At 68.5% G+C, this 25,055-nt stretch carries 20 protein-coding genes and 2 pseudogenes; 4 read left to right on the top strand and 18 right to left on the bottom strand.

Going from position 1 to position 25,055, the window contains the following annotated elements; all coding sequences use genetic code 11:
* Nucleotides 1-63: 63 nt before the first annotated feature.
* From LYSHEL_RS04010 to coaE, 3 genes are read left to right on the top strand one after another with little or no spacing between them, the layout of a single operon-like run.
* Nucleotides 64-1,263, top strand: coding sequence for a type II secretion system F family protein (locus LYSHEL_RS04010; RefSeq protein WP_244858717.1), 1,200 nt, complete (start codon nucleotides 64-66; stop codon nucleotides 1,261-1,263).
* Between the two features lie 17 nt (nucleotides 1,264-1,280).
* Complete coding sequence (locus LYSHEL_RS04015) at nucleotides 1,281-2,144, top strand: prepilin peptidase (RefSeq protein WP_213435893.1); 864 nt, start codon at nucleotides 1,281-1,283, stop codon at nucleotides 2,142-2,144.
* A 4-nt stretch (nucleotides 2,145-2,148) separates the two neighbouring features.
* The gene (gene coaE, locus LYSHEL_RS04020) at nucleotides 2,149-2,772 is read left to right on the top strand and encodes a dephospho-CoA kinase (protein WP_213435895.1); all 624 of its coding nucleotides are present in this window, start codon (nucleotides 2,149-2,151) and stop codon (nucleotides 2,770-2,772) included.
* A gap of 1 nt (nucleotide 2,773) precedes the next feature.
* Here the strand turns inward: coaE and LYSHEL_RS04025 are convergent, their stop codons facing one another.
* The 3 genes from LYSHEL_RS04025 to LYSHEL_RS04035 all read right to left on the bottom strand — a co-directional run bounded on the left by LYSHEL_RS04025 (nucleotide 2,774) and on the right by LYSHEL_RS04035 (nucleotide 7,569).
* Nucleotides 2,774-3,712, bottom strand: coding sequence for a Nudix family hydrolase (locus LYSHEL_RS04025; RefSeq protein WP_213435897.1), 939 nt, complete (start codon nucleotides 3,710-3,712; stop codon nucleotides 2,774-2,776).
* 27 nt (nucleotides 3,713-3,739) lie between these two features.
* Nucleotides 3,740-6,460, bottom strand: coding sequence for a preprotein translocase subunit SecA (gene secA, locus LYSHEL_RS04030; protein ID WP_213435899.1), 2,721 nt, complete (start codon nucleotides 6,458-6,460; stop codon nucleotides 3,740-3,742).
* A 185-nt stretch (nucleotides 6,461-6,645) separates the two neighbouring features.
* Nucleotides 6,646-7,569: a M23 family metallopeptidase gene (locus LYSHEL_RS04035; protein ID WP_213435901.1), complete on the bottom strand. Its 924-nt coding sequence runs from the start codon at nucleotides 7,567-7,569 to the stop codon at nucleotides 6,646-6,648.
* A gap of 4 nt (nucleotides 7,570-7,573) precedes the next feature.
* Between LYSHEL_RS04035 and LYSHEL_RS04040 the strand changes: the two genes are divergently transcribed.
* Nucleotides 7,574-8,059: a DciA family protein gene (locus LYSHEL_RS04040; protein ID WP_213435903.1), complete on the top strand. Its 486-nt coding sequence runs from the start codon at nucleotides 7,574-7,576 to the stop codon at nucleotides 8,057-8,059.
* A 197-nt stretch (nucleotides 8,060-8,256) separates the two neighbouring features.
* Here the strand turns inward: LYSHEL_RS04040 and lpxC are convergent, their stop codons facing one another.
* The 15 genes and pseudogenes from lpxC to mraZ all read right to left on the bottom strand — a co-directional run bounded on the left by lpxC (nucleotide 8,257) and on the right by mraZ (nucleotide 24,968).
* The gene (lpxC, locus tag LYSHEL_RS04045; RefSeq protein ID WP_213435905.1) at nucleotides 8,257-9,165 is read right to left on the bottom strand and encodes a UDP-3-O-acyl-N-acetylglucosamine deacetylase; all 909 of its coding nucleotides are present in this window, start codon (nucleotides 9,163-9,165) and stop codon (nucleotides 8,257-8,259) included.
* Nucleotides 9,166-9,391: 226 nt separating this feature from the next.
* On the bottom strand, nucleotides 9,392-10,618 hold the full coding sequence (gene ftsZ / locus LYSHEL_RS04050) for a cell division protein FtsZ (protein ID WP_213435907.1): 1,227 nt from the start codon (nucleotides 10,616-10,618) through the stop codon (nucleotides 9,392-9,394).
* Nucleotides 10,619-10,722: 104 nt separating this feature from the next.
* Nucleotides 10,723-11,958 carry a cell division protein FtsA gene (gene ftsA, locus LYSHEL_RS04055; RefSeq protein WP_213435909.1) on the bottom strand — a complete coding sequence of 412 codons (1,236 nt, stop codon included), beginning with the start codon at nucleotides 11,956-11,958 and terminating at the stop codon, nucleotides 10,723-10,725.
* A 50-nt stretch (nucleotides 11,959-12,008) separates the two neighbouring features.
* Nucleotides 12,009-12,692 (bottom strand): annotated as a pseudogene (locus LYSHEL_RS04060) (cell division protein FtsQ/DivIB); the annotation flags it as partial.
* On the bottom strand, nucleotides 12,689-13,678 hold the full coding sequence (locus LYSHEL_RS04065; protein ID WP_213435913.1) for a D-alanine--D-alanine ligase: 990 nt from the start codon (nucleotides 13,676-13,678) through the stop codon (nucleotides 12,689-12,691). The gene LYSHEL_RS04065 and the pseudogene LYSHEL_RS04060, both read right to left, overlap by 4 nt.
* Complete coding sequence (gene murC, locus LYSHEL_RS04070; RefSeq protein WP_213435915.1) at nucleotides 13,675-15,117, bottom strand: UDP-N-acetylmuramate--L-alanine ligase; 1,443 nt, start codon at nucleotides 15,115-15,117, stop codon at nucleotides 13,675-13,677. The genes LYSHEL_RS04065 and murC overlap by 4 nt, the downstream gene beginning before the upstream one ends.
* 44 nt (nucleotides 15,118-15,161) lie before the next feature.
* Nucleotides 15,162-16,229 (bottom strand): annotated as a pseudogene (gene murG / locus LYSHEL_RS04075) (undecaprenyldiphospho-muramoylpentapeptide beta-N-acetylglucosaminyltransferase); the annotation flags it as partial.
* Nucleotides 16,226-17,524, bottom strand: a complete 1,299-nt coding sequence (ftsW, locus tag LYSHEL_RS04080) for a putative lipid II flippase FtsW (RefSeq protein ID WP_213435919.1) — start codon at nucleotides 17,522-17,524, stop codon at nucleotides 16,226-16,228. The pseudogene murG and the gene ftsW, both read right to left, overlap by 4 nt.
* Entirely contained in the window at nucleotides 17,524-18,609 is a 1,086-nt protein-coding gene (mraY, locus tag LYSHEL_RS04085; RefSeq protein WP_213435921.1) for a phospho-N-acetylmuramoyl-pentapeptide-transferase, read from the bottom strand. The genes ftsW and mraY overlap by 1 nt, the downstream gene beginning before the upstream one ends.
* Entirely contained in the window at nucleotides 18,599-19,981 is a 1,383-nt protein-coding gene (locus LYSHEL_RS04090; RefSeq protein ID WP_213435923.1) for a UDP-N-acetylmuramoyl-tripeptide--D-alanyl-D-alanine ligase, read from the bottom strand. The genes mraY and LYSHEL_RS04090 overlap by 11 nt, the downstream gene beginning before the upstream one ends.
* A complete protein-coding gene (locus LYSHEL_RS04095) occupies nucleotides 19,978-21,465 on the bottom strand; it encodes a UDP-N-acetylmuramoyl-L-alanyl-D-glutamate--2,6-diaminopimelate ligase (RefSeq protein WP_213435925.1) in 1,488 nt (495 codons plus the stop codon). The genes LYSHEL_RS04090 and LYSHEL_RS04095 overlap by 4 nt, the downstream gene beginning before the upstream one ends.
* Nucleotides 21,462-23,189: a peptidoglycan D,D-transpeptidase FtsI family protein gene (locus tag LYSHEL_RS04100; RefSeq protein WP_341868574.1), complete on the bottom strand. Its 1,728-nt coding sequence runs from the start codon at nucleotides 23,187-23,189 to the stop codon at nucleotides 21,462-21,464. The genes LYSHEL_RS04095 and LYSHEL_RS04100 overlap by 4 nt, the downstream gene beginning before the upstream one ends.
* Nucleotides 23,190-23,314: 125 nt before the next feature.
* A complete protein-coding gene (gene ftsL / locus LYSHEL_RS04105) occupies nucleotides 23,315-23,581 on the bottom strand; it encodes a cell division protein FtsL (protein ID WP_213435929.1) in 267 nt (88 codons plus the stop codon).
* Nucleotides 23,578-24,465: a 16S rRNA (cytosine(1402)-N(4))-methyltransferase RsmH gene (rsmH, locus tag LYSHEL_RS04110; RefSeq protein ID WP_213435931.1), complete on the bottom strand. Its 888-nt coding sequence runs from the start codon at nucleotides 24,463-24,465 to the stop codon at nucleotides 23,578-23,580. Before rsmH ends, ftsL begins: the two co-directional genes overlap by 4 nt.
* Nucleotides 24,466-24,521: 56 nt before the next feature.
* On the bottom strand, nucleotides 24,522-24,968 hold the full coding sequence (gene mraZ, locus LYSHEL_RS04115) for a division/cell wall cluster transcriptional repressor MraZ (protein WP_213435933.1): 447 nt from the start codon (nucleotides 24,966-24,968) through the stop codon (nucleotides 24,522-24,524).
* Between the last annotated feature and the right edge of the window lie 87 nt (nucleotides 24,969-25,055).

Below are 25,055 nucleotides of genomic sequence, written 5' to 3' on the forward strand. Positions count from 1 at the left end.
GCAGTCACCAAGAACGCAGCCCGCCGAGCCGCCGCGAAGCCTGCCGTGCGTCGCGCCGATGTCATGCCGACCTTCATCTGGGTGGGCAACGACAAGCGCGGCATGAAGATGAAGGGCGAGCAGCAGGCCAAGACGGCCAACGCGCTGCGCGCCGAACTGCGCAAGCAGGGCATCACGCCCACCGTGGTCAAGCCCAAGCCGAAGGACATCTTCGGCGGCGCCGGCAAGCGCATCACGCCGAAGGACATCGCGGTGTTCAGCCGCCAGATCGCGACCATGCTCAAGTCGGGCGTGCCGATCGTGACGTCGATGGAAATCATCGCGGGCGGCCAGAAGAACCCGAAGATGCGCGACCTGGTCAACACGATCCGGACCGACATCGAAAGCGGTTCGTCGCTGTCCGAATCGCTCACCAAGCATCCGGTGCAGTTCGACGAGCTCTATCGCAACCTGGTCAAGGCGGGCGAATCGGCGGGCGTGCTCGACACGGTGCTCGACACCGTGGCGACGTACAAGGAAAACATCGAAACGCTGAAGGGCAAGATCAAGAAGGCGATGTTCTACCCCGCGATGGTCGTCGCGGTCGCCCTGCTCGTCAGCGCCATCCTGCTCGTGTTCGTGGTGCCGCAGTTCGAAGACGTCTTCAAGAACTTCGGCGCCGAGCTGCCGGCCTTCACCCAGATGGTGATCAACCTCAGCAAGTTCATGGTCAAGTGGTGGTGGGCGATCGGCGGCTTCGTGGCCGCGATCGTCGTCGGCTTCATCATGGCGAAGAAGCGCTCGCCCGCCGTGCAGCACTTCCTGGACCGCCTGGTCCTCAAGCTGCCCGTGATCGGCAAGATCATGCACGAGGCCGCGCTGGCGCGGTTCTCGCGCACGCTGGCGGTGACCTTCGCGGCCGGCGTGCCGCTGGTCGAAGCGCTGGAAACCGTGGCCGGCGCCACCGGCAACACCGTGTACGAACATGCGGTCAAGCGCATCCGCGACGACGTGGCCGTGGGTTACCAGGTCAACGTGGCGATGAAGCAGACGCAGCTGTTCCCGCACATGGTCGTGCAGATGACCGCGATCGGCGAAGAGGCCGGCGCGCTCGACACCATGTTGTACAAGGTGGCCGAGTTCTACGAGATGGAAGTCAACAACGCGGTCGACGCGCTCGCCAGCCTGCTGGAGCCGCTGATCGTGGTGATGCTGGGCGTGATCGTGGGCAGCATGGTGGTCGCCATGTACCTGCCGATCTTCAAGCTCGCCGCCGTCGTCTGATCCGGGCCCGCACCTAAGTGGCATTCCTGGACCAGAACCCCGGCCTCGGCTTTCCCGCCGCGGCCGCTTTCGGGCTTGCGCTCGGCAGCTTCCTCAACGTCGTGATCCTGCGCCTCCCCCGCCGCCTGGAATGGCAGTGGCGGCGGGATGCGCACGAGATCCTCGAAGACGCGGAGGTCTACGATCCGCCGCCGCCGGGGATCGTCGTCGAGCCTTCGCACTGCCCGCACTGCAAGCATCCGCTGTCGTGGTACGAGAACATCCCGCTCATCAGCTGGCTGGCGTTGCGCGGCAAGTGCCGCCATTGCCACGCGCCGATCTCGGCGCAGTACCCGCTGGTCGAATTCATCACGATGGTGCTGGTGCTGGCCTGCGTGTGGCAGTTCGGGTTCGGCTGGAAGGCGTTCGGCGGGATCCTCTTCACCTGCTTCCTCATCTCGCTCGCCGGCATCGACCTGCGCACGCGCCTGCTGCCCGACCAGCTCACGTTGCCGCTGCTCTGGCTCGGGTTGATCGCCAGCATCGAGAACCTCTACGTCGGCCAGAAAGCCGCGCTGCTCGGCGCGATGGCGGGCTACTTCAGCCTCTGGTCCGTGTACTGGGTCTTCAAGCAGCTCACGGGCAAGGAAGGCATGGGCCACGGCGACTTCAAGCTGCTCGCGGCCATCGGCGCGTGGGTCGGGTTGAAAGGCATCCTGCCGACCATCCTGGTGTCGTCGATCGTGGGCGCCATCGTCGGGTCGGTGTGGTTGTTCGCGGCGGGTCGCGATCGCGCCACGCCCATTCCCTTCGGTCCGTACCTCGCCATCGCGGGCTGGATCGCGTTCTTCTGGAGCGAGCCGCTCATCAACGGCTACCTGCATCTCGCCGGAGCGCGGTGACGCCATGGCGGCGCCCGCGCTGCGCGTAGGGCTGACCGGCGGCATCGCGTCGGGCAAGAGCGCGGTCGCGAACTTGTTCGCTGCAAAGGGGATCGTCGTCGCCGATGCGGATGTCGCGGCGCGCGAGGTCGTGCAGCCGGGACAATCGGCGCTCGCGGAAGTCGCCGAAGCGTTCGGTCCGGATGTGTTGCAAGCCGATGGCCAGCTGGATCGCGCGGCGCTGCGCCGGCATGTCTTCGGCAACGACGATGCACGCAAGCGGCTCGAAGCCATCCTGCATCCGCGCATCCGCCTGGCCCTGCGCGCGACGGCCGAAGCGGCGCGCAGTCCCTACGTGATCGTCGCGATTCCCCTGCTCGCCGAAGGCGGTGGGCGCGCGGCGTATCCGTGGCTCGATCGCATCCTGGTCGTCGACGTGCCGCGCGATGTGCAGGTGGCGCGCGTGATGCATCGCGACGCCATCGATCGCGTGCTGGCCGAACGCATGCTGGCGGCGCAGGCCGACCGGCGCACGCGCCTGGCGATCGCGGACGATGTGCTGGTGAACGTCGACACGCTGGCGGCGCTGGACGCGGAGGTCGATGCGCTCGACCGGCGTTACCGCGCGATGGCGGCGATGCGCGACTGAGTCAGGGCGTGCCGGGCCAGAACGCGCGGATCGCAGCGATGCCTTGTGCGCCGTGGGCGCGTGCGATGTCGAGTTCCTGTTCGCCGAGGCCACCGATCGCATAGATCGGCAGCGCGGTGTCTTCGCGTAACGCGGCGAATCCCGCCCAACCCAGTGGCGTGGCGCCCGGATGCGTGGGGGTGCCCGCGACTGCGCCGACGACGATGAAGTCGCAGCCGATGCGTTCGGCCTCGCGGATCTCGGCGAGCGTGTGGCATGACGCGGCGACGCGGCGATCCGCCGGCAGCGGACGCGATGCGAGTGCCGGCAATTGCGCGGCACGCAGGTGCACGCCGATGTCGAATTCGCGCGCGAGGTCGATGTCGCCGTTGACCAGCACGTCCACGTCGTGGCGGCGGCATGCATCGACGGCGGCGTCCACCAGCGTGTGCCAGCGGCGCGGTTCGCTGTCGGGGGCGCGCAATTGCACGCGACGCACACCGTTGGCCAGCGCGTGTTCGAGCGCGTCGAGCCACGTCGCATCCGACAGGTCGGGCGCGGGCGTGACGAGGTAACGATCGGGCTGCAACAGCGCCGCGACGACGGGAATGTCCGCGGACGGCATCGCATACGACGCCAGCAGGTGCGGCGGCACCCACGCGAGGGCCTGGCCTTCGTGGCCCTTGACCGTGCCGCGCCAGGCGGCGACGTGGCGCACGTCCAGGCGCAGGCGCTTGTGCGGATAGCGCTGCGGCACCGCGATCAGCGGCGCGCCGCAGTCGATGTCGATGCCGAGTTCTTCGTGCAGTTCGCGGGCGAGCGCACCTTCCGGCGTCTCGCCCGGCTCGCGCTTGCCGCCCGGGAATTCCCACAGGCCGGCGAGGTCGCGTCCTTCGGTCCGGCGCGCGAGGAGGATGCGGCCGGTCTTGTCGCGGATCACGCCCGCGACGACCTCGACCATGGCCTCGCCGCTCACGGGCCCGCTACGTCAGGCCAGCTGGCCGTGGCAGTGCTTGAACTTCTTGCCGCTGCCGCACGGGCACGGATCGTTGCGGCCCACGCGCGGCGTGGCGCCGGCGGCGAGCGCGGCAGCCGAGGCTTCCGCGGCTTCTTCGCCCGCACCGTAGCCGCCGGTGTCGGCGTGCTGGAACTGCATCTGGCGCGCGACGGCTTCGGCGCGCGCGCGTTCCTGCGCTTCGGCCTGCGCGACTTCCTCTTCGCTGCGGATGCGCACGCGCGCCAGCAACGAGACGACTTCGCGCTTCACCTTCTCCAGCATTTCGCTGAAGAGTTCGAAGGCTTCCTTCTTGTATTCCTGCTTCGGCTGCTTCTGCGCGTAACCGCGCAGGTGGATGCCCTGGCGCAGGTAATCCATGCGGCCCAGGTGTTCCTTCCAGTTCTGGTCGAGCACGTTGAGCATGATGTGCTTTTCGAGCATGCGCATCGTCTCGCCGCCGACCTGCGCTTCCTTGTCGGTGAACACGCCGGTGACGGCGCGCTGCACTTCGGCGGCGATCTGCTCGGCGTCGATCTCTTCGCGCGACTTCACCACGCCGGTGATGTTGGCGTCGAGGTTGAACTCGTTGGCGAGTTCCGCGTCCAGGCCCTGCAGGTCCCACTGTTCGTCGATGGAGTTCGGCGGGACGAAGCGCGCGACGAGGTCGGCGACCACGTCTTCGCGGATGCCGGCGACGTTCTCTTCCACGCTGTCGGCGTCCAGCAATTCGTCGCGCTGCTGGTAGATCACCTTGCGCTGGTCGTTGTTGACGTCGTCGTAGTCGAGCAGGTTCTTGCGGATGTCGAAGTTGTGGGCCTCGACCTTGCGCTGCGCGTTGGCGATCTGCTTGGTCACCAGCGGGCTTTCGATGATGTCGTCTTCCTTCAGGCCCATGCGCGCCATGACGCGCTGCACCCAGTCGGCCGCGAAGATGCGCATCAGGTTGTCTTCGAGCGACAGGTAGAAGCGCGACGAACCCGGGTCGCCCTGGCGGCCGGAACGACCACGCAGCTGGTTGTCGATGCGGCGCGATTCGTGGCGTTCGGTACCGACGATGTGCAGGCCGCCCGACGCCTTGACCGCGTCGTGGCGCTGCTGCCATTCGGCGCGGATGCGCGCCTTCTCGTCTTCGCTGGCCTCTTCGCCCAGCGCGGTGAGTTCGGCCTCGAGCGAACCGCCGAGCACGATGTCGGTACCGCGGCCGGCCATGTTGGTGGCGATGGTCACCGCGCCCGGGCGACCGGCGTTGGCGACGATCTGCGCTTCGCGTTCGTGCTGCTTGGCGTTGAGGACTTCGTGCGCGATGCCCGATTCGTTCAACTGTTCCGACAGCAGCTCGGAGACTTCGATGGACGTGGTGCCGACGAGGACCGGCTGGCCCTTGGCGTTGCACTGCTTGATCTCGTTGACCACCGCGCGGTACTTGCCGGCGCGGTTGAGGAAGACGAGGTCGGAATGGTCCTGGCGGACCATCGGGCGGTGCGTCGGGATGACGACCACTTCGAGGTTGTAGATGTTCTGGAATTCGTAGGCTTCGGTGTCCGCGGTGCCGGTCATGCCCGACAGCTTCTTGTACATGCGGAACAGGTTCTGGAACGTGATCGAGGCGAGCGTCTGGTTCTCGCGCTGCACCGCCACGCGTTCCTTCGCTTCCACGGCCTGGTGCAGGCCGTCGGACCAGCGGCGGCCCGGCAGCGTGCGGCCGGTGAATTCATCGACGATCACCACTTCGTCGTCGCGCACGATGTAGTCGACGTCGCGCTGGTAGATCGCGTGCGCGCGCAGTGCGGCGTTGAGATGGTGCACGACGTGGATGTTGTGCGCGGCGTACAGCGCATCGTCGTCGTCCTTCAGCACGCCGATCTGGCGCAGCAGCGCTTCGACGTGTTCCATGCCGGCTTCGGAGAGGTGGACCTGCTTGCCCTTCTCGTCGACGAAGTAATCGCCTTCGGACTCTTCGTCCTTCTGCTTCGACAGCTGCGGGACGATGCCGTCGACCTGGTGGTACAGCTCCTGCGATTCGTCCGCGGGGCCGGAGATGATGAGCGGCGTGCGCGCTTCGTCGATCAGGATGGAGTCGACTTCGTCGACGATCGCGTAGTGCAGGCCGCGCTGGTAACGGTCTTCCTTCGCCAGCGCCATGTTGTCGCGCAGGTAGTCGAAGCCGAACTCGTTGTTGGTGCCGTAGGTGATGTCGCTGCCGTACGCGGCGCGCTTGTCGCTGTGCGGCATGCCCGGGTAGACCACGCCGACCGACAGGCCGAGCCAGTTGTACAAACGACCCATCCACGCGGCGTCGCGGCGCGCGAGGTAATCGTTGACGGTGATGACGTGCGTGCCCTTGCCTTCGAGCGCATTGAGGTACGTCGGCAGCGTGGCGACCAGCGTCTTGCCTTCACCGGTGCGCATCTCGGCGATCTTGCCCAGGTGCAGCACCATGCCGCCGATCAGCTGCACGTCGTAATGGCGCATGCCGAGCACGCGGCGCGAAGCTTCGCGACAGACGGCGAAGGCTTCGGGGAGGATCTTGTCGAGCGATTCGCCGCCGGCGATGCGCTTCTGGAACTCGGGCGTCTTGGCCTGCAGCTGCTCGTCGGTGAGGCCCTGCATTTCGGGCTCGAGCGCGTTGATCTTCTTGACGATGCCCGCGAGCTGTCCGAGGAGGCGTTCGTTGCGGCTGCCGAAAACGCGGGTAAGCAGGCTGTTGAGCATCGTTGGAAATACCAGAGGAATTCTTGGGGGTGGGCCATGGGCGCGGGGCGCCGTGCGGCAATAAAAAAGGGCGCTGGGCGCCCTTTGTTCGGCAACGCGGCATTGTAGCTGGGGACCGCGGGGCCGCCTATCAAGTTCCTTCCGACGCCGTCCCCCCAATGGGCAGGCGTCGTGCGGGCGATGGATCAGCCGCGGACGGCGCTGCGGCCACCGAGGAACTGGCGCGGGTTCACGACGCGGCCGTTGTCCCACACCTCGAAGTGCACGTGGGCGCCGGTGGACCGGCCGGTGGAGCCGGCCTTGGCGATCTGCTGCCCGGCACGGACGAGGTCGCCCACGCGGCCCAGCAGGCGCGAGTTGTGCGCGTAGCGGGTGACGTAGCCGTTGCCGTGGTCGATCTCGACCACGTTGCCGTAGCCGGAGCGGACGCCGGAGAAGCTGACCACGCCGTCGGCCACCGCCAGGACGGGATCGCCCACGTTGGCCTTGAAGTCGATGCCCTTGTGGAACTGGTGGCCCCCGACGATCGGATCGGCGCGGCCGCCGAAGCCGGAGGTGATGTAGCTGTTGGCGATCGGGTCGCGCGACGGGATGGCGTTGCGGTCGAGCGTGCGGTTGAACAGCAGCGACTCCATCACCGACAGCTGCTGGCCCGAGGCGGTGTATTCGCGCTCCAGGACCGACAGCTCGCGGTTGAGTTCGGCGCGCGGCATGTCGCGGACGGGGCCCGCGCCACCGGTCGGGACCGGCTGGTCGAAATCGAACTCGCCGTCCTGCAGCTGGCCGGCGCGGGTGAGGCGCTCGCCGAGGGCATTGAGGCGGTTGGCCTGGGCCTGCAGCTCGCCGAGGCGGGCGGCCAGCGCGTTGATCTCGCGCTGCGAGTTGGCGTGGGCGGCATCGAGCTCGGCCTGCTGCTTCTCGACCTTCGCCTGCAGTTGCGCGGTGCGCACCCCGGTGAAGCCGACGCTGGCGCCGAGCCCCAGCACGAGGCCGGCAGAGAGCAGAATGCCTGCGGTGATCCCCGGACGACGCTGGGCGTTGTCGGAGATCTTGTCGACCAGGCGGGCCGAAGGCTCGCCACGGTTATTCAGAACGATTTTGAAGCTCATAGATATGTCGGATTCCAAGTACCGCGGACCTAAGCCCGCACGCGCAGATCGAAACACGGGTCCGCAGGCGCCGATTGAGGCGTTGCTTGCAGATTCCGCCTTCGATCCCCTGCGCCGTGCCCTGTGGCTTGATGCGCTGGATCAGCGGTTGCGCCCATTCCTGCCTCCGTCGCTCGCCGCGCATGCGCGGCTTGCGAACCTCGATGGCGGCAGGCTCGTCTACGTCGTTGATGCACCGGTGTGGCGGGCCAAGTTGCGGCTCGTCGCTCCGGACATCCTCGACGCGGCCCGATCCCTCGGGCTCGGCGTGGCCGAGTTGGTCGTCAAAACGACGACCTATCCGATCCACCCGTCGGAACGGACGGAATCGAAGGCCAAACCGATGTCGGCGGCTGCGAAAGAAGCGTTGCAAGCCGCGCTGGCGTCCTTGGTGGATCCCCACCCGGGATCCGAAAAAAACCCTGATGCGAAACGGAAACCAGAGTCCTGAAATCTGGCCGGTCGACCCATCCGATTGCGTGGTGCGGTGGATGGCTTGAGCGGCCCGGAGGGGATACTGCCCGCCTTTTCCCCCGGATTCGCTAACGAACCATTAGAGGTTCGTTAAATTGCCGTTAAACGGCCGGTTTCGATTCACAGATCGATCACCAGCCCGCACATCCCCGGACGGATTCCACACGGCCAGGTTCAGGCGATGGCAGGGTTGCCGTAGACGACGGGCGCGGCGGCCGGATCGTCGAAAGTCACTTCGTCCCAGGCCGAGGCATCGGCGAGCAGGGCGCGGACCAGCTTGTTGTTGAGGGCGTGGCCGGACTTGAAGCCTTCGAACGCGCCGATGATCGGACGGCCGGCCAGGTACAGGTCGCCCACCGCATCGAGGATCTTGTGGCGGACGAATTCGTCGGCGTAGCGCAGGCCGTCGTCGTTCAGCACGCGGAACTCGTCCAGCACGATCGCGTTGTCCATCGAGCCGCCGAGGCCGAGGTTGCGCTCGCGCATGAACTCCAGGTCGCGCATGAACCCGAAGGTGCGCGCGCGGCTCACTTCCTTTACATACGAGGTCGTCGAGAAATCGATCTCGGCCCGCGACTGCGACGTCGGGATGGCCGGATGGTCGAAGACCACGGTGAAGCCGATGCGGAACCCGTCGTGCGGTTCGAAGCGGGCGATCTTGTCGCCTTCGCGCACTTCGACGGGCTTGCGGATGCGGATGAAGCGCTTGGGCGCCGATTGCTCGGAAATCCCCGCCGATTGCAGCAGGAACACGAACGGGCCGGCGGAGCCGTCCATGATCGGCACTTCCGGTGCCGACAGGTCCACGTACGCGTTGTCGATGCCCAGGCCCGCGAAGGCGGACATCAGGTGTTCGATGGTCATGACCTTGCCGCCGTCGCGCGACAGCCCGGTGCACAACATGGTTTCGGTGACGAGTTGCGCGTCGGCCGGGATTTCCACCACCGGATCCAGGTCCACGCGCCGGAACACGATGCCCGTGTCGACGGCGGCCGGACGCAGCGTGAGATAGACCTTCTCTCCGCTGTGCAGGCCCACGCCGGTCGCGCGGATCACGTTCTTGAGGGTGCGTTGGGACAACATCGGGATCGGTCGGACCTCTGCTTCTGGCCTCGCGCGGAGGCAGGGGGAACGAAGCGTGGGCGCGTGCGGCGGGCGCAACGGCCGCAAAGATTACCACGCGACCCGATGAACACGGCCCGGCCGGGGCACCGTTCGCCGGGGCGAAAGGGGCCGGCCGACTTGTGGTCGGCCGACCGAAGACCGCACCCCGGGCGGCGCAGCCCGGGGCGTGGGGACCAGCGCCCGGTCAGTCCGCCTGGCGGCGGAGGAAGGCCGGGATATCGAGGTAGCTGCTGTCGCTGCCGAAATCGGCGGCGGCGGGCTCGGCGCGGGTGGTGCCGCCACGCAGGCTCTGGCTGCTCGCGAAGTTCGGCACGACCGGCTCGTTGAGGTTGGCCATCGCGTCGAAGTCCGGCTGGCCGGTGGTCGCGTTGCGGACGAGCTTGATCGGCGAACGCACCGAATGCTGCACCGTCTCGAAGCCGCGGGCCGGCAGCGCCTGGCGCGAGACCGCGCGGTTGAGGCCCGTCGCGACCACGGTCACCTTGACCTCGTCCTGCATGTCCGGATCCAGCACGGTGCCGATCACGACCGTCGCGTCTTCCGAAGCGAAGTTCTCGATCGTGCGGCCCACTTCGTCGAACTCGGCCATCGTGAAGTCCGGGCCGGCCGTGATGTTGACCAGGATGCCGTTGGCGCCCGAGAGGTTGACGTCGTCGAGCAGCGGGTTCTGGATCGCGGCCTCCGCGGCGGCCTGCGCGCGATCGTCGCCGCGCGCCGACCCGGTGCCCATCATCGCCAGGCCCATCTCGGACATCACGGTGCGCACGTCGGCGAAGTCGACGTTGATCAGGCCCGGACGCACGATGAGGTCGGCGATGCCCTGCACCGCACCCAGCAACACATCGTTCGCCGCGCGGAAGGCCTGGATCATCGTCGCGTTGCGGCCGAGCACGGTGATCAGTTTTTCGTTCGGGATCGTAATCAGCGAATCGCAATGCTGGCTGAGCTCGTCGATGCCCTTGAGCGCCACCTGCATGCGGCGACGGCCTTCGAACGGGAACGGCTTGGTGACCACGGCCACCGTCAGGATCCCCATTTCCTTGGCGAGCTGCGCCACGACGGGCGCCGCGCCCGTGCCCGTGCCGCCGCCCATGCCCGCGGTGATGAACACCATGTCGGAGCCCTGCAGGGCATCCATGATGCGTTCGCGATCTTCCAGGGCGGCCTGGCGGCCAACCTCCGGGTTCGCGCCCGCGCCCAGGCCCTTCGTGACGTTGCTGCCGAGCTGCAGCTGCAGCTTGGCGCCGCAGTTCTTGATCGCCTGCGAGTCGGTGTTCGCCGTGATGAATTCCACGCCGTCCACGCTGCTGTTGACCATGTGCGCCACGGCGTTGCCGCCGCCGCCGCCCACGCCAACCACCTTGATCACTGCGTTCGGGGCCATCTTTTCAACCAATTCGAAATGCGCCATGTCCGTGTCCTCGTTATAGGTGCCGTGGTTTGTTGGATCGCGCCCCACGACGTTTTTGTGGAACCACTTGCCGCAACCGCCAGGAAATCCTTTCGTGCCGCTCCTTAAAACTCGCCGCGATACCAGTTCTTCACCTTGTTGAAGAAACTGCCCGCGCGTCCCGTCGCGATCGACGGACGCCGCGGGTTCTCGATCTGGCTGCCCATCAGCAGCAGGCCCACGCCGGTGGCATGCACCGGGTTGCCCACCACTTCGCCGAGGCCGGTGACGTGCTGCGGGATCCCCACGCGCACCGGCATCTGCAGCATTTCCTCGGCGAGTTCGACCACGCCTTCCATCTTCGAAGCGCCGCCGGTCAACACCATCCCCGCGCGCACGTGCTGTTCGAAACCGCTGCGACGCAGCTCGGCCTGCACCATCTCGAAGATTTCCTCGTAGCGCGCCTGCACCGCCTGCGCCAGCGAATGGCGCGGCAGGCGACGCGGCGGGCGATCGCCCACGCTCGGCACCTGGATGCTTTCTTCCGCCGTGGCCAGCTGCGCGAGCGCGCACGCATAGCGCACCTTGATCTGCTCGGCTTCCGGCGTCGGCGTGCGCAGCATGTGCGCGATGTCCTCGGTCACCTTGTCGCCGGCGATCGGCAGCGAGGCGCTGTGCGCGATCGCACCCTGCACGAACACCGCGATGTCGGTGGTGCCCGCGCCGAGGTCGACCAGCACGACGCCGAGTTCGCGTTCGTCCGGCGTCAGCACCGCGGTACTCGACGCAAGCGAGGCGAGCACGAGGTCGTCGACCTGCAACCCGCAACGCTGCACGCACTTGCTGATGTTGGCCGCGGCCGACTGCGCGCACACGACGAGGTGCGCGTGCACTTCCAGGCGCACGCCCGTCATCCCGACCGGGTTGCGGATGCCTTCCTGCGAATCGTCGAGCACGTAGTCGCGCGGGATGGCATGGAGGATGCGCTGGTCGGCCGGGATCGCGACGGCCTTCGCGGCATCGAGCACGCGATCGAGGTCGGCGTAGGTCACCTCGCCGTCGCGGATCGGCGCGATGCCCTGCGAGTTGCGGCACTGCACGTGGTTGCCGGAAATGGAGGCATACACCGACCGCACTTCGCAGCCGGCCATCAGTTCGGCCTCTTCGACGGCGCGCTGGATGGATTGCACGGTCGACTCGATGTCCACGACCACGCCGCGCTTGAGCCCGCGCGATTCGTGCGTGCCGATCCCGATCACCTCGATCGGGCTGCCGGGCGAGTACTCGCCGACGAGCGCCGTGACCTTCGACGTGCCGATGTCGAGGCCCACGATCAGGGATTTGTCGCCTTTGCGGTTCATGTCTTTCCTTGCGAAGTCGTGCTGGCCGGCGCGGCGGGGGCGGTTGCCCACTGGAGCGCGAAGCCATTGGTGTAGCGAAGGTCCGCGCGACGCAGGACGCGTTGCGGCTGGTTGATCAGTTGCGGCAGCAGGCGCGCGAAGCGACCGATGCGCGGGCGCGCGTCGCTGCGGCCCACGATGACTTCGGTGCCGTCGGACAGCACGAGCGACCAGCTGCCGCGCGCGTCCAGCTTCAGCGCGCGCACGTCGTTGCCGGTGCTGGCGAACAGCGCGCGCGATTCGTTGTAGAGCGCGACCACTTCCGGTACGCGCGCCTCCGGCCCGCCGAGCTGCGGCAGGCTGGCCGGCACGTGGATGCCGCGCACCGGGAACAAACGGCCGTGCTCGGACAACAGGCGATCGTCGCCCCAGCGCGCGAACGGGCGATGTTCGACGACGTGCACTTCGAGGATGTCGGGCCAATGCTTGCGCACTTCGGCACGCTCGACCCACGGCAGTCGCGCCACCGCGGCCTGCGCATCTTCCAGCCGCACCGCGAAGAACCCGCGGCGCGCATACGGCAGCACCGTCGCGCGCAACAGCTGTTCGTCCACGTTGTGCAGCGACCCCTGCACGCGCAGCGTGCGCAACGGCCAGCGCTCGGCGGCGATCCAGCCGTTGAGCACGGCGACCACGGGCAGCACGACGAGTGCCACCGCGAAGGTCCAGGCCAGGATGCGCAGCAGGGCGTTCACTTGCGTGCACCCCCGTCGCGGTCGAGCGAGGTTTCCAGGATGCGCCAGCACAGTTCTTCGAATTCGATGCCGACCTGGCGCGCGGCCTTCGGCACGAGCGAATGGCTCGTCATGCCCGGCGCGGTGTTCACTTCGAGCAGGTAGAACTTGCCGGTCGCGCGATCGCGCATCACGTCCACGCGCGACCAGCCGCTGCAGCCGGCGGATTCGAACGCGGCGACCGCGAGGCGGCGGATCTCGTCTTCCGCATCGCCTTCCAGGCCCGGGCACAGGTACTGCGTGTCTTCGGCGACGTACTTGGCGTGGTAGTCGTACCACTGGCCCTTCGGCACGATGCGGATCGACGGCAGCGCGACGTTGCCGAGCACGGCGACGGTGAGCTCGTCGCCTTCGATCAGCTGCTCCATCAACAGTTCGCCGCGCGCTTCCTGGTCGATGTAGCGTTCGGCGAGTGCGACGGCCGCGTCGAGGTCGGCCTCGGAGTACACGCGCGACACGCCCACGCTCGAGCCTTCCGCAGCGGGCTTGACGATCACCGGCAAGCCGAGCGACTTCGCCGCCGCGTGCACGTCGGCGCCCTTGCCCAGCTGCACGTAGCGCGGCGTCGGCAATCCGACCGACAACCACACCTGCTTCGTGCGGATCTTGTCCATGCTCAGCGCCGAGCCGAGCACGCCCGAGCCGGTGTACGGCACGTTGAGCGCTTCGAGCAGGCCCTGCAGCACGCCATCTTCGCCGCCACCGGCGTGGCCGTGGAGGATGTTGAACACGCGCGTGAAGTGGCGGTCCTGCAACTCGCGCACGAGGTTGGGGATGCCATCGACCGCATCGGCCGCGATGCCGCGCGCGCGCAGCGCCTCCAGCACGTTGCGCCCGGAATCCAGCGACACCTCGCGCTCCGAACTCGTACCGCCCATCAGCACGGCCACGCGGCCGAACACGGCCGGGTCGGTCACGCGCAGCGGGGGAAACCTGAAACCGTTCACTTCGTGACTCCTTCAAAGCCTTGCGTGGCCAACTGCTGCGCCGCGGCGCCGATGTCGCCCGCGCCCATCAGCAACAGCAGGTCGCCGTCCTGCAACACATCGGGCAGCAAGCCCGACAACTCCGACGCCGCGCCCACGACCACCGGGTCCACGCGACCCCGCGTGCGGATCGCGCGCGCCAGGGCCTTCGCATCCGCGCCCGCGATCGGCGCTTCGCCCGCCGCGTACACGTCGGTGAGCACCAGCGCATCGACCGTCGACAACACCGCGGCGAACTCGTCGAACAGGTCGCGCGTGCGGCTGTAGCGATGCGGCTGGAACGCGACGACCAGGCGCTTGTCCGGCCAACCGCCGCGCGCCGCGGCGAACACCGCTTCCAGTTCCTTCGGGTGGTGGCCGTAGTCGTCCACCAGTTGCACCAATGCGCCCTTCGGCGTGCGCAGCTGCGCCAGCAGGTTGAAGCGGCGGCCGATGCCTTCGAAATTCGCGAGTGCACGCGCGATCGCGTCGGGCGCCACGCCCAGCTGCCAGCCGATCGCGGCGGCGGCCAGCGCGTTCTGCACGTTGTGGCGCCCCGGCAGCGCGAGCTGCACCGGCGTGCGCGAACCATCCGGCAGGTGCAGCGTGAAGTGCATGCACGGACCGATCTGCGTCACGTCTTCGGCGCGCACGTCGGCGTGCGCAGAGAAGCCGTAGCTGCACACGTGGCGCGGCGTGTCCTTCGCCAGCGCTTCCACTTCCGGATCGTCGATGCACAGCACCGCCAGCCCGTAGAACGGCAGGCGATGCAGGAATTCGGCGAAGGCGGCCTGCACGTTCGCGAAGTCGCCACCGTAGTTCTCGAGATGGTCGGCGTCGATGTTGGTGACGACCGCGATCGCGGGATTCAGGCGCAGGAAGCTGCCATCGCTTTCGTCCGCTTCCGCCACCAGCCACTGGCCCTGGCCCAGGCGCGCATTCGCGCCGGCCGCGAGCAGCTTGCCGCCGATGACGAACGTCGGATCCAGCCCGCCCTCGCCCAGCACGCTGGCGGCGAGCGAGGTGGTCGTGGTCTTGCCGTGCGTGCCGGCCACCGCGATGCCGCGGCGGAAACGCATCAGCTCGGCCAGCATTTCGGCGCGGGGCACGATCGGGATGCGCTGCGCGCGCGCTTCCATCAGTTCCGGGTTGTCCTTGCGGATCGCGCTGGACACCACGACGCAATCGGTGTCGAGCACGTTCGCCGCCGCGTGGCCGCGATGCACCTTCGCACCGAGGCTCGTCAGGCGCCGCGTCACCGCGTTGTCCGCGTTGTCGGAGCCCGACACCTGGTAGCCGAGCGTGCACAGCACTTCGGCGATGCCGCTCATGCCGACGCCGCCGATGCCGATGAAGTGCACGCGCGGATACGCCTTCGCGAGGTCGCCGGAGGTCTGCAGGCGGCGCTGGACGTTGGCCATCACGCGGCCTCCTTGCGCTGCGCATCGCGCAGGCGGATCACGTCGAGCACGATGTCGGCAACGCGCGAGGCCGCATCGGGTTTCGCCAGCGTGCGCGCGGCTTCGGCCATCGCGACGCGGCGGGCGGGATCGGCGCGCAGTTCGCCCAGCACGGTTTGGAGGCGATCGGCGAGCTGTTCGTCCTGCTTCAGCAGAACAGCCGCGCCGCGTTCGACGAGGAATTCGGCGTTGCGCGTCTGGTGGTCGTCCACCGCCTGCGGGAACGGCACCAGCACGCTGCCCACGCCCACGGCGCACAACTCGGCCAGCGTCAGCGCGCCGGCGCGGCACACCACGAGGTCGGCCCAGCCGTACGCGGCAGCCATGTCGGCGATGAAGGGCTCGACGCTCGCGACCAGGCCCGCGTCCACGTACGCCTGTTCCGCATCGGCGCGCAGCTTCTCGCCGCACTGGTGGCGGATCGTGATGTGCGGATCGTTCAATGCATGCAGCGCACGCGGCACCGCGAGGTTCAAGGCGCGCGCGCCCTGGCTGCCGCCGAGCACCAGCAGGCGCAAGCCATCATCGGCGCGCGGGAAGCGCAGCGCGGGCGACGGCACGGCCGCGATCTCGCTGCGCACCGGATTGCCCACCGGCTCTTCGATCGTGTGCTTGAACGTCTGCGGGAAGCCGGTGAGCACGCGCTTGGCAAAACGCGCGAGCACGCGGTTGGTGAAGCCCGGCGCGCGGTTCTGTTCGTGCACCACCAGCGGCACGCCGGCGAGCTTGGCGGCGATGCCGCCCGGCCCCGCCGCGTAACCGCCGAAGCTGATCACCGCGCGCGGGCGACGACGCTCGACGACTTCCGCCGCCGCGCGGATCGCGCGCAGCACGCGCACCGGCGCACCGAGCAACGTCGCGATGCCCTTGCCGCGCAGCCCCTTCACCGCGATCGTGTCGATGGCGATGTCGTGCTGCGGCACCAGGCGCGTTTCCATGCCGCCGTCGGCGCCGAGCCACGTCACTTCCGCGCCGCGTGCGCGCAGTGCATGCGCCACCGCGAGGCCCGGGAAGATGTGGCCGCCGGTGCCGCCGGCGAGGATCAGCACGCGCGCGTTGTCGACGACCGTCATGCGGTCCTCCCCAACGTGGGTTCGACCCGCTGGCGCAGGCGGTTGGTGCCGCGCACGCTTGACGTCGCCGTCGCGCCGACCGGTTGCGCCGTCGCCGGCACGTGGCCCGGCGCGGGCTGCTGCGCTTCGCCGCGCAGGCGCGCGACCTGGCGCTCGGCGCGATCCAGTTCGTACGACACGCGCAGCAGCAGGCCGAGCGCCATGCACGTCATCAGCACGCTCGAACCGCCGGAGGAAATCAGCGGCAGCGTCAGGCCCTTGGTCGGCAGCAGCCCGAGGTTGACGCCGATCGACACGAAACTCTGCAGGCTCATCCACAGGCCCACGCCGAACGCGCAGTAGCCCGCGAAGTGGCGGCGCATCTCGACGCATTTCAGCCCCACCCAGAACGCGCGGCCCGCAAGCAGCGCATACAGGCCGATGACGAGCGCCACGCCGACCAGGCCGAGTTCTTCGGCGATCACCGCGAGGATGAAGTCGGTGTGCGCTTCGGGCAGGTACGACAGCTTCTGCACCGATGCGCCCAGGCCCACGCCGAAGATTTCGCCGCGGCCCACCGCCATCAGCGCATTCGTCAGCTGGTAGCCGCTGTCGAACGGGTCCTGCCACGGATTGAGGAACGAGGTGAAGCGGCGCACGCGATACGGTTCGGCGATCGCGATCGCCGCCAGCACCGGCAGGCCGATCAGCACCGGGCCGAACATGCGCGGCATGTTGACGCCACCGAGCACCAGCATGCCGGCGGTGATCGCCAGGATCAGCGAGAGCGAACCGAAGTCCGGCTGCAGGATCAGCAACCCGACCAGCGCGACCGCCACGCCGAGCGGCTTGAGCATCGCGCGCCACGTCGCGTTGACTTCGTCGCGGAAGCGCACGAGGTAGCTCGCCAGCCACACGATGTAGAGCAGCTTGACCGCTTCCACCGCCTGGAACTTCGACACGCCCAGGTTGAGCCAGCGCCGCGCGCCGTTCACCCGGCTGCCGATGCCCGGCACGAACACCGCCAGCAACAGCACGAAGCACGCGAGCAGCAGCAACTGGTTGTGCTGCTCGATCGTCTTCAGCTCCGTGCGCATCATCCACACGGCCAGCGCCACGCCGCCGCACAGGAACACGATGTGGCGCGTGAGGAAGTAGAACGGACCGACGTTGAGCCCTTCGCCGATCGCGATCGAGCTCGAGGCCACCATCACCACGCCCAGGCACGCGAGCGCGATCGAGGTGCCCAGCAGCCACGGATCGAAGCGGCCTTCGATGGCATCCAGTCGCGTGGCCTGGCGCGGCGTGTCGTTCATCAGCGCACCTTCAACGTGGCGAGACCGACGAGGACCAGCACCACCGAGATGATCCAGAAGCGCACGATCACGCGCGGCTCGGGCCAGCCCTTGAGCTCGAAGTGGTGGTGGATGGGGGCCATGCGGAACACGCGCTTGCCCGTCAGCTTGAACGAGGCGACCTGGATCATCACCGACAGCGTTTCGATCACGAACACGCCGCCCATGATCACGAGCACCAGTTCCTGGCGCACGATCACCGCGATGCACCCGAGCACGGCGCCCAGCGCCAGCGCACCGATGTCGCCCATGAAAACCATCGCCGGATAGGTGTTGAACCACAGGAACCCGAGCCCCGCGCCGGCGATGGCCGCGCAGATGATCACGAGTTCGCCCGCGCCCGGCACCTGCGGGATCTGCAGGTATTCGGAGAACACCACGTTGCCCGAGGCATACGCGAACACGCCCAGCGCGCACGCGACGAGCACGCTCGGCATGATCGCCAGGCCGTCGAGGCCGTCGGTGAGGTTGACCGCGTTGGAGAACCCGACGATCCAGAAGTACGAGATCGCCACGAAGCTGATGCTCACCAGCGGCAGCGCGACGGCCTTGAAGAACGGGATGTAGAACGTCGTCGCCGCCGGAGCGTCGGCGGTGTAATAGAGGAACAGGCCGGCGCCGAGCCCGAACAGCGACTGCAGCAGGTACTTCCAGCGCGACTTCATCCCGTTGGGATCGCGCTTGACGATCTTGATCCAGTCGTCCCACCAGCCGATCGCGCCGAAGGCGATCATCACCGCGAGCACCAGCCACACGTAGCGGTTGCGCAGGTCGCCCCACAGCAGCACGGACGCGGCGATCGTCAGCAGGATCAGCGCGCCCCCCATCGTCGGCGTGCCGGCCTTGGAGAAATGCGATTGCGGGCCGTCCTTGCGGATCGGCTGGCCGCCCTTGAGCAATGCCAGGCGGCGGATGATGGCCGGGCCCCACCACAACGACAGCGCCAGCGCGGTGAGCGCGCTCAGGATGCCGCGGAAAGTGAGGTAACCGAAGAGCCCGAACAGGCTCTGCAGTTGCTCCAGCCAGCGGAAGAGTTCAAGCAGCATGCGGGTCGTTCCCCTCGTCGGGCAGCAGCGCCGACACGATCCTGTCCATCGCGCTTCCGCGCGACCCCTTGACCAGCACGCGCACGCCTTCGCGCAATCCGCCGCGCAACGCATCGGCGAGCGCCGCATGCGTGGCGAAGTGGTGTCCGTCTTCCCCGAAGGCTTCCACCGCGTGCCTGCTCAGCGGCCCGAGCGCGTACAGGCGCGCGATGCCGGCCTGCTTCGCGCGACGGCCCGCTTCGGCGTGCAGCAGTTCGGCGTCCGCGCCGAGTTCGCGCATGTCGCCGAGCACCAGCCACGCGGTGTCGCCGCTCGAAGCGAGCGTGTCGATCGCCGCATTGAGCGAACCGGGATTGGCGTTGTAGCTGTCGTCGATCAGCACCGCGCCGTTCGGCAGGCGATGCGTGACGAGGCGGCCGTGCACGGGACGCGCGGCGCCGAGGCCCGCGGCGATCGCGTCGAGTTCGACGCCCGCACCGAGCGCGATCGAAGCCGCGGCCAGCGCGTTCATCACGTTGTGGCGGCCCGGCATCGCCAGGTCCACGTCCACTTCGCCCAGCGGCGTCGACAGCACGAAGCGTGCGCTTTCCGCATCGAGCTCGATCGCGTGTGCGGTGACGTCGGCGGTGGCATCCAGGCCGAAGCGGATCAGGCGGCGGCCGTGCGCGCGCTCGGCGAAGTACGGCGCGAACGCATCGTCGGCATTGATCACCGCCACGCCGTCGGCGGGCAGCGCGTCGTAGATCGCGCCCTTGGTGTCGGCCACGCCGAGCAGGCTGCCCATGCGTTCCAGGTGCGCAGGCGCGATGTTGTTGACCACCGCGATGTCGGGCCGCGCGATCGCGGTGAGGTACGCGATGTCGCCGGGCTTGCCTGCGCCCATCTCGTAGATCGCGAAGCGCGCGTGTTCCGGCGCCTCGAGCACGGCGAGCGGCAGGCCGATTTCGTTGTTGCGGTTGCCGGGGTTGGCGTACACGCCGCCCTCGCCCGGCATCGCTTCGCGCAGGATCGACAGGACGAGCGTCTTCACGCTGGTCTTGCCGTTGCTGCCCGTGATCGCGACCACGCGCGTGCGGCGCTCGCGCTGCACGGCGGCGGCGAACGCGGCGAGCGCCTGTTCGGTGTCGGCCACGATGAGTTGCGGGATCGCATGCCCCACTTCGCGCGACACCAGGGCTGCGACCGCACCGTTGCGCGCGGCCATCGCCACGTGCTCGTGCCCGTCGAAACGCTCGCCCTTCAAGGCGATGAACAACGCGCGGCCGGCCGGCATGTCGCGCGTGTCGGTGCCGACCACGTCGACCACCATGTCGTCGCCGACCACCCGGCCCCCGGTCATCGCTGCGATGCGCGACAGCGGCATGGCGATCATGCATGGCCTCCAAGCGCGCGACGCGCGACGTCCGTGTCGTCGAAGGGATGCTTCACGCCGTGGATTTCCTGGTAGGGCTCGTGGCCCTTGCCGGCGATGAGGACGATATCGTTCGCGCCCGCTTCGCCGATCGCGCGCGCGATGGCGGCGGCGCGGTCGCGTTCCACCACCAGGCGCGCCGGATCCTTGCGCAGGCCGGGCGTGAAGCCTTCGAGGATGTCGGCCACGATGGCGTCGCCGTCTTCGCCGCGCGGGTTGTCGTCGGTGACGATCACGCGGTCGGCGAGGCGTTCGGCGATCGCGGCCATCTGCGGGCGCTTGCCGCGGTCGCGTTCGCCGCCGCAGCCGAAGACGCAGGCGAGGTTGGCGGCGGCATGCGCGCGCAGCGAGGACAGCGCCTGTTCGAGCGCATCGGGCGTGTGCGCGTAGTCGATGACGACCAGCGGTGCATCGCCATTGCCGCCGAGGCGGTTCATGCGGCCGTGGATCGGTTGCAGCTGCGAGAGCACGTCGGCGACGCGTGCAGGCGGGATGTCGAGCGCGACGAGCGCGCCGGCGACCGCGAGCAGGTTGTCGACATTGAAGCGCCCGAGCAGCGGCGAACGCACCGCGTGCGCGGCGCCGTCCACGATGAGATCGAACGCGACGCCCCGGTTGTCGAGCACCACGTGGTCCGCGCGCACCGCGGCATCCGTCGAACCGGCGGCGCTCGTGCCGATGCGGCGCACCGGCGCCTGCACGGCGTCGAACAGCGCGCGGCCGTAGTCGTCGTCGAGGTTGATGACCGCTGCGCGCAAACCCGGCCATGCGAACAGCTTGGCCTTCGCCGCGCCGTAGTTCGCCATGTCGCCGTGGTAGTCCAGATGATCGCGCGTGAGGTTGGTGAACACCGCGACATCGAAATGCACGCCGCCCACGCGGCCCTGGTCGAGCGCATGCGAGCTGACTTCCATCGCCAGCGCCTGGGCGCCCGCGTCGCGTAGCTCGCCGAGCAACTGGTGCATCTGCAACACGAGCGGCGTGGTGAAACCCGTCGGCACCACCGCGCCATGCAGCCCCGCACCGAGCGTGCCGATGGTGCCGGCGCGCGTGCCGAGCAGCGACCACGCCTGCGCGAGCAGCTGCACCGTCGAGGTCTTGCCGTTCGTGCCGGTCACGCCGACGGTGGTCATCGCATGGCTCGGATGGCCATGGAAGTGATCGCCGAGTTCGCCCAGGCGCGCGCGCAGGCCCGGCACCGGGATTGCGTCGGCGGGCGCGGGAATGTCGGCGGGCGCCGGCGGTTCGAACAGGATGGCGCTCGCACCGGCGGCCTTCGCCTGCTCGACGAAATTCAAGCCATGCGCACCGAAGCCCGCGATCGCGATGAACGCGTCGCCCGGGCGCAGCGCGCGGCTGTCCATCACGAGGTTGGTGACTTCGAGATCGGCGGGCACGGCCGCGATGTCGGGCAGCAATTCGGACAGGCGCATGCGGCGGCTCATTGCACGGCCTCCGTCACCGGCGCGGGCGCGGCGACCGGCGCCGTCGCCACCGTCGCCGGCTTGCGCTTGGCTTCCGCCGCAGCCTGCGCGGCAAGCCACGCATCGAGATCGTCTGGGGCCACGTCCATCATGCGCAGCGCACCATCCATCACGTTGCGGAACACCGGCGCGGAGACGAGGCCACCGACGTACGCGAGTTCCGGCGCGGGATCGTCGATCACCACCACCATCGAGAAGCGCGGATTGCTCGCCGGCACCAGGCCTGCGAAGAATGCGACGTAACGCCGCGAATACCCACCGCCGCTCGCCTTGCGCGCGGTGCCGGTCTTGCCGGCGACGCGATACCCGAGCACGCGCGCCTGCGTCGCGGTGCCGCCGGGCAGCGTCACCGTTTCCATCATGCGCAGCACTTCGCGGGCAACGCCCGGATCCATGACCTGGTGGGCCTCGTTGCGCTGGCCCTTGACGAACGTCGGGGCAACGAGCTTGCCGCCGTTTCCGATCGCAGCGTACGCCTGCGCGATCTGCAGCGGCGTCACGCTCAGGCCGTAGCCGTAGGACATCGTCTGCTTGGTGGTGCCGCTCCAGCGGTCCGGCGCCGGCAGCAAACCGGCCGATTCGCCGGGGAAGCCGCTGTTGGTGCTCTGGCCATAGCCGAGCTTGCGCAGGTACTCATAGAAGGTGTTGTTGTCGAGGCGCGCGACGATCTTCGCCGCGCCCACGTTGGAGCTCTTCGTGATCACGCCCGTGGTGTCGAGCACGCCGTAGTTGTGCGTGTCGGTCGTGCGGTAGCGGCCGTTCGGCATCCAGCCCGGGTTGGTGTCGAACTTGGTCTGCGGCGTGATGACGTGATGTTCGAGCGCGGCGGCGACCGTGATGGGCTTCATCGTCGAGCCGGGCTCGATGAGGTCGGTGACCGCGCGGTTGCGGTGCGCGTCGCGTGCGCCGCCTTCCACCGCGTTCGGGTTGAACGACGGCAGGTTGGCCATCGCCAGCACTTCGCCGGTGGTCACGTCCAGCACCACGGCCGAGCCGCTGCTCGCGCCCTTTTCCAGCAGCGCATTGCGCAGCTCGCGATAGGCGAGAAACTGGATGCGCCGGTCGATCGACAGCGTGAGGTCCTTGCCCGGCTCGGCGGCGCGCACCAGGTCCACGTTCTCGACGATGCGGCCGCGGCGGTCGCGGATCACCTTCTCGGCGCCGGGCTTGCCGCGCAGCCATTCGTCGAACGCGAGCTCCAGGCCTTCCTGGCCGGCGTCGTCGACGTTGGTGAAGCCCAGGATATGCGCGATCGCATCGCCCTGCGGATAGAAGCGGCGGTATTCGCGCTGCGAGAACACGCCGGGGATGTTGTGCGCGACGACCGACTGCGCGAACTCCGGGCTGATCCGCCGCTGCAGGTACACGAACTCCTTGTTCGCGCGCTGCGAGAGCTTGCGTTCGAGGTGGTCGGCGGGCACGCCGAGCGCCTGCGCCAGTTCCGGCAAGCGCTGCGGATGCTTGAGCAGTTCCTGCGGGTTGGCCCAGATCGATTCGACCGGCGTGGACACCGCGAGCGGTTCGCCGTTGCGGTCGGTGATCATGCCGCGCGAGGTGGGGATCGGGATCTCGCGCAGGAAGCGCGCATCGCCCTGCGCCTGGTAGAACGCGTTGTCGATCACCTGCATCTCGAACGCGCGGCCCAGCAGCGCGAGCGAGCACAGGCCCAGCGTGCCGGCGACCATCGCCAGGCGCCCGCGCAGGTTGAACTGCGCGCGGCCGCGCGGCTTCTGGCGCGGACCGCCGCCGAAGAACGCGCGCACGCGCTGGCCGGCCGTCGGGCGCTTCTCGGCGTGCGGCATGCCCGGCCTCATGGACGGATCACCACGGTTTCGCCCGCTTCCGGGAACACCATGCCCAGGCGGTTGCGCGCCACCTGGTCGATGCGGTTGCTTTCGGCCCACGTGGCCTGTTCCAGCTGCAGGCGGCCGAAGTCGATGTTGAGGTCGTCGCGCTCGCGCTGCAGGCGCTTGAGCACGACGAACAACTGGCGATGCTCGTGGCGCGCGTAGACCACGCCGATCGCCGAGGCGACGTTGGCCAGGATCAGCACGGCGATGATCACGCGCGCGTTCATGCGGCCACCGCCAGTTTCTCGGCCACGCGCAGCACGGCGCTGCGGGCGCGCGGGTTGAAGGCGAGTTCTTCGCTGGTCGCCTTCTGCGCATCGCCGATGGCGCGCAGCGTGGGATGGAAGTCGGGCACCACCGGCATGCGGCGGTGCGTCGGCGGCGCCTTCGCCTTGCGCGCGATGAACTGCTTGACGATGCGGTCTTCCAGCGAATGGAAGGAGATCACCGCAAGGCGCCCGCCGGGCTTGAGGCAATCGAACGCGGCGTCGAGGCCGGTTTCGAGGTCGGCCAGCTCGCGGTTGATGAAGATGCGGATGGCCTGGAACGAACGCGTGGCAGGGTGCGTCTTCGAATCGCCGCGCGGCATCACCGACGCGATGAGGTCGGCGAGTTGCCCCGTGCGCTCGAGCGGCTGCGTTTCGCGGCGCGCCACGATCGCGCGCGCGATGCGGCGCGACTGGCGTTCTTCGCCGTAGGTGAACAGCACGTCCGCGATGTCGCGATCGGAGGCATGCGCCAGCCACTGCGCAGCGCTCTCGCCGGAATCCGGATCCATGCGCATGTCGAGCGGACCGTCCTTGCCGAAGCTGAAACCCCGCTCGGCGACATCCAGCTGCGGCGAAGACACGCCGAGGTCGAGCAGCACGCCGTCGAGGCCTTCGCGCGCGAGCGTCCAGTCGCCCAGGTGGGCGAAGCTGCCGCGACGGATGGAGACGCGCGGGTCCGCGCCGAATGCGCCTTCGGCCACCGCGATCGCCTCGGGATCCTTGTCCATCAGCAGCAATCGCCCTCCCGGGCCCAACTGGTCGAGCACGCCGCGCGCATGGCCGCCGCGGCCGAAAGTGCCATCGAGGTAACGTCCGTCCGCCAACACCCGCAGTCCTTCCATGACCTGCGCGTACAAGACCGGAAGGTGGGCGGACCGGGCATCCGCGCCACCGGCGGTCACAACTGCAGGTCGAGCAGCCCGTCGCCCAGGTCGGCATCCGTGAGGGTCTGCCGGATCTGCGCGAGGTGCGCCTGCTCGCTCCACAACTCGAACTTGTCGCCCATCCCCAGCAGCACCGCCTTGCGTTCGATGCCCACCGCGTTGCGGTGGCTCGCCGGCAGGCCGATGCGGCCGCTGCCGTCGGGCTCGACGAAGGTCGCCGCGCCCACGAGCTTCAGCTGCAGGTTGCGGCTGACGCTCTTGGTGCGCGGCAACGCGTTGACCTGGTCGCGCACGCGCTCCCAGACCGGCTGCGGATACAGATAGAGACAGCCGGCATCGAATGGGCTGTAGGTCAGGACCAGGCGGTTGCCACACTCGCGCACGACCTGGTCCCGGTAGCTGGTGGGAATCGCCAGCCGGCCCTTGTCGTCGATCGTGATGGCGGTCTCACCCTGGAACATCGCCCCTGCCCGGTAGCGCCCCTCTGCCGGGGGCTTTTGGAGTTAGGAAAACCACTTATTTCCCGGTTTTCCCACGAGACGCCACGT

Origin of the sequence: Lysobacter helvus, from assembly GCF_018406645.1 — a bacterium.
Classification (GTDB): domain Bacteria; phylum Pseudomonadota; class Gammaproteobacteria; order Xanthomonadales; family Xanthomonadaceae; genus Noviluteimonas; species Noviluteimonas caseinilytica.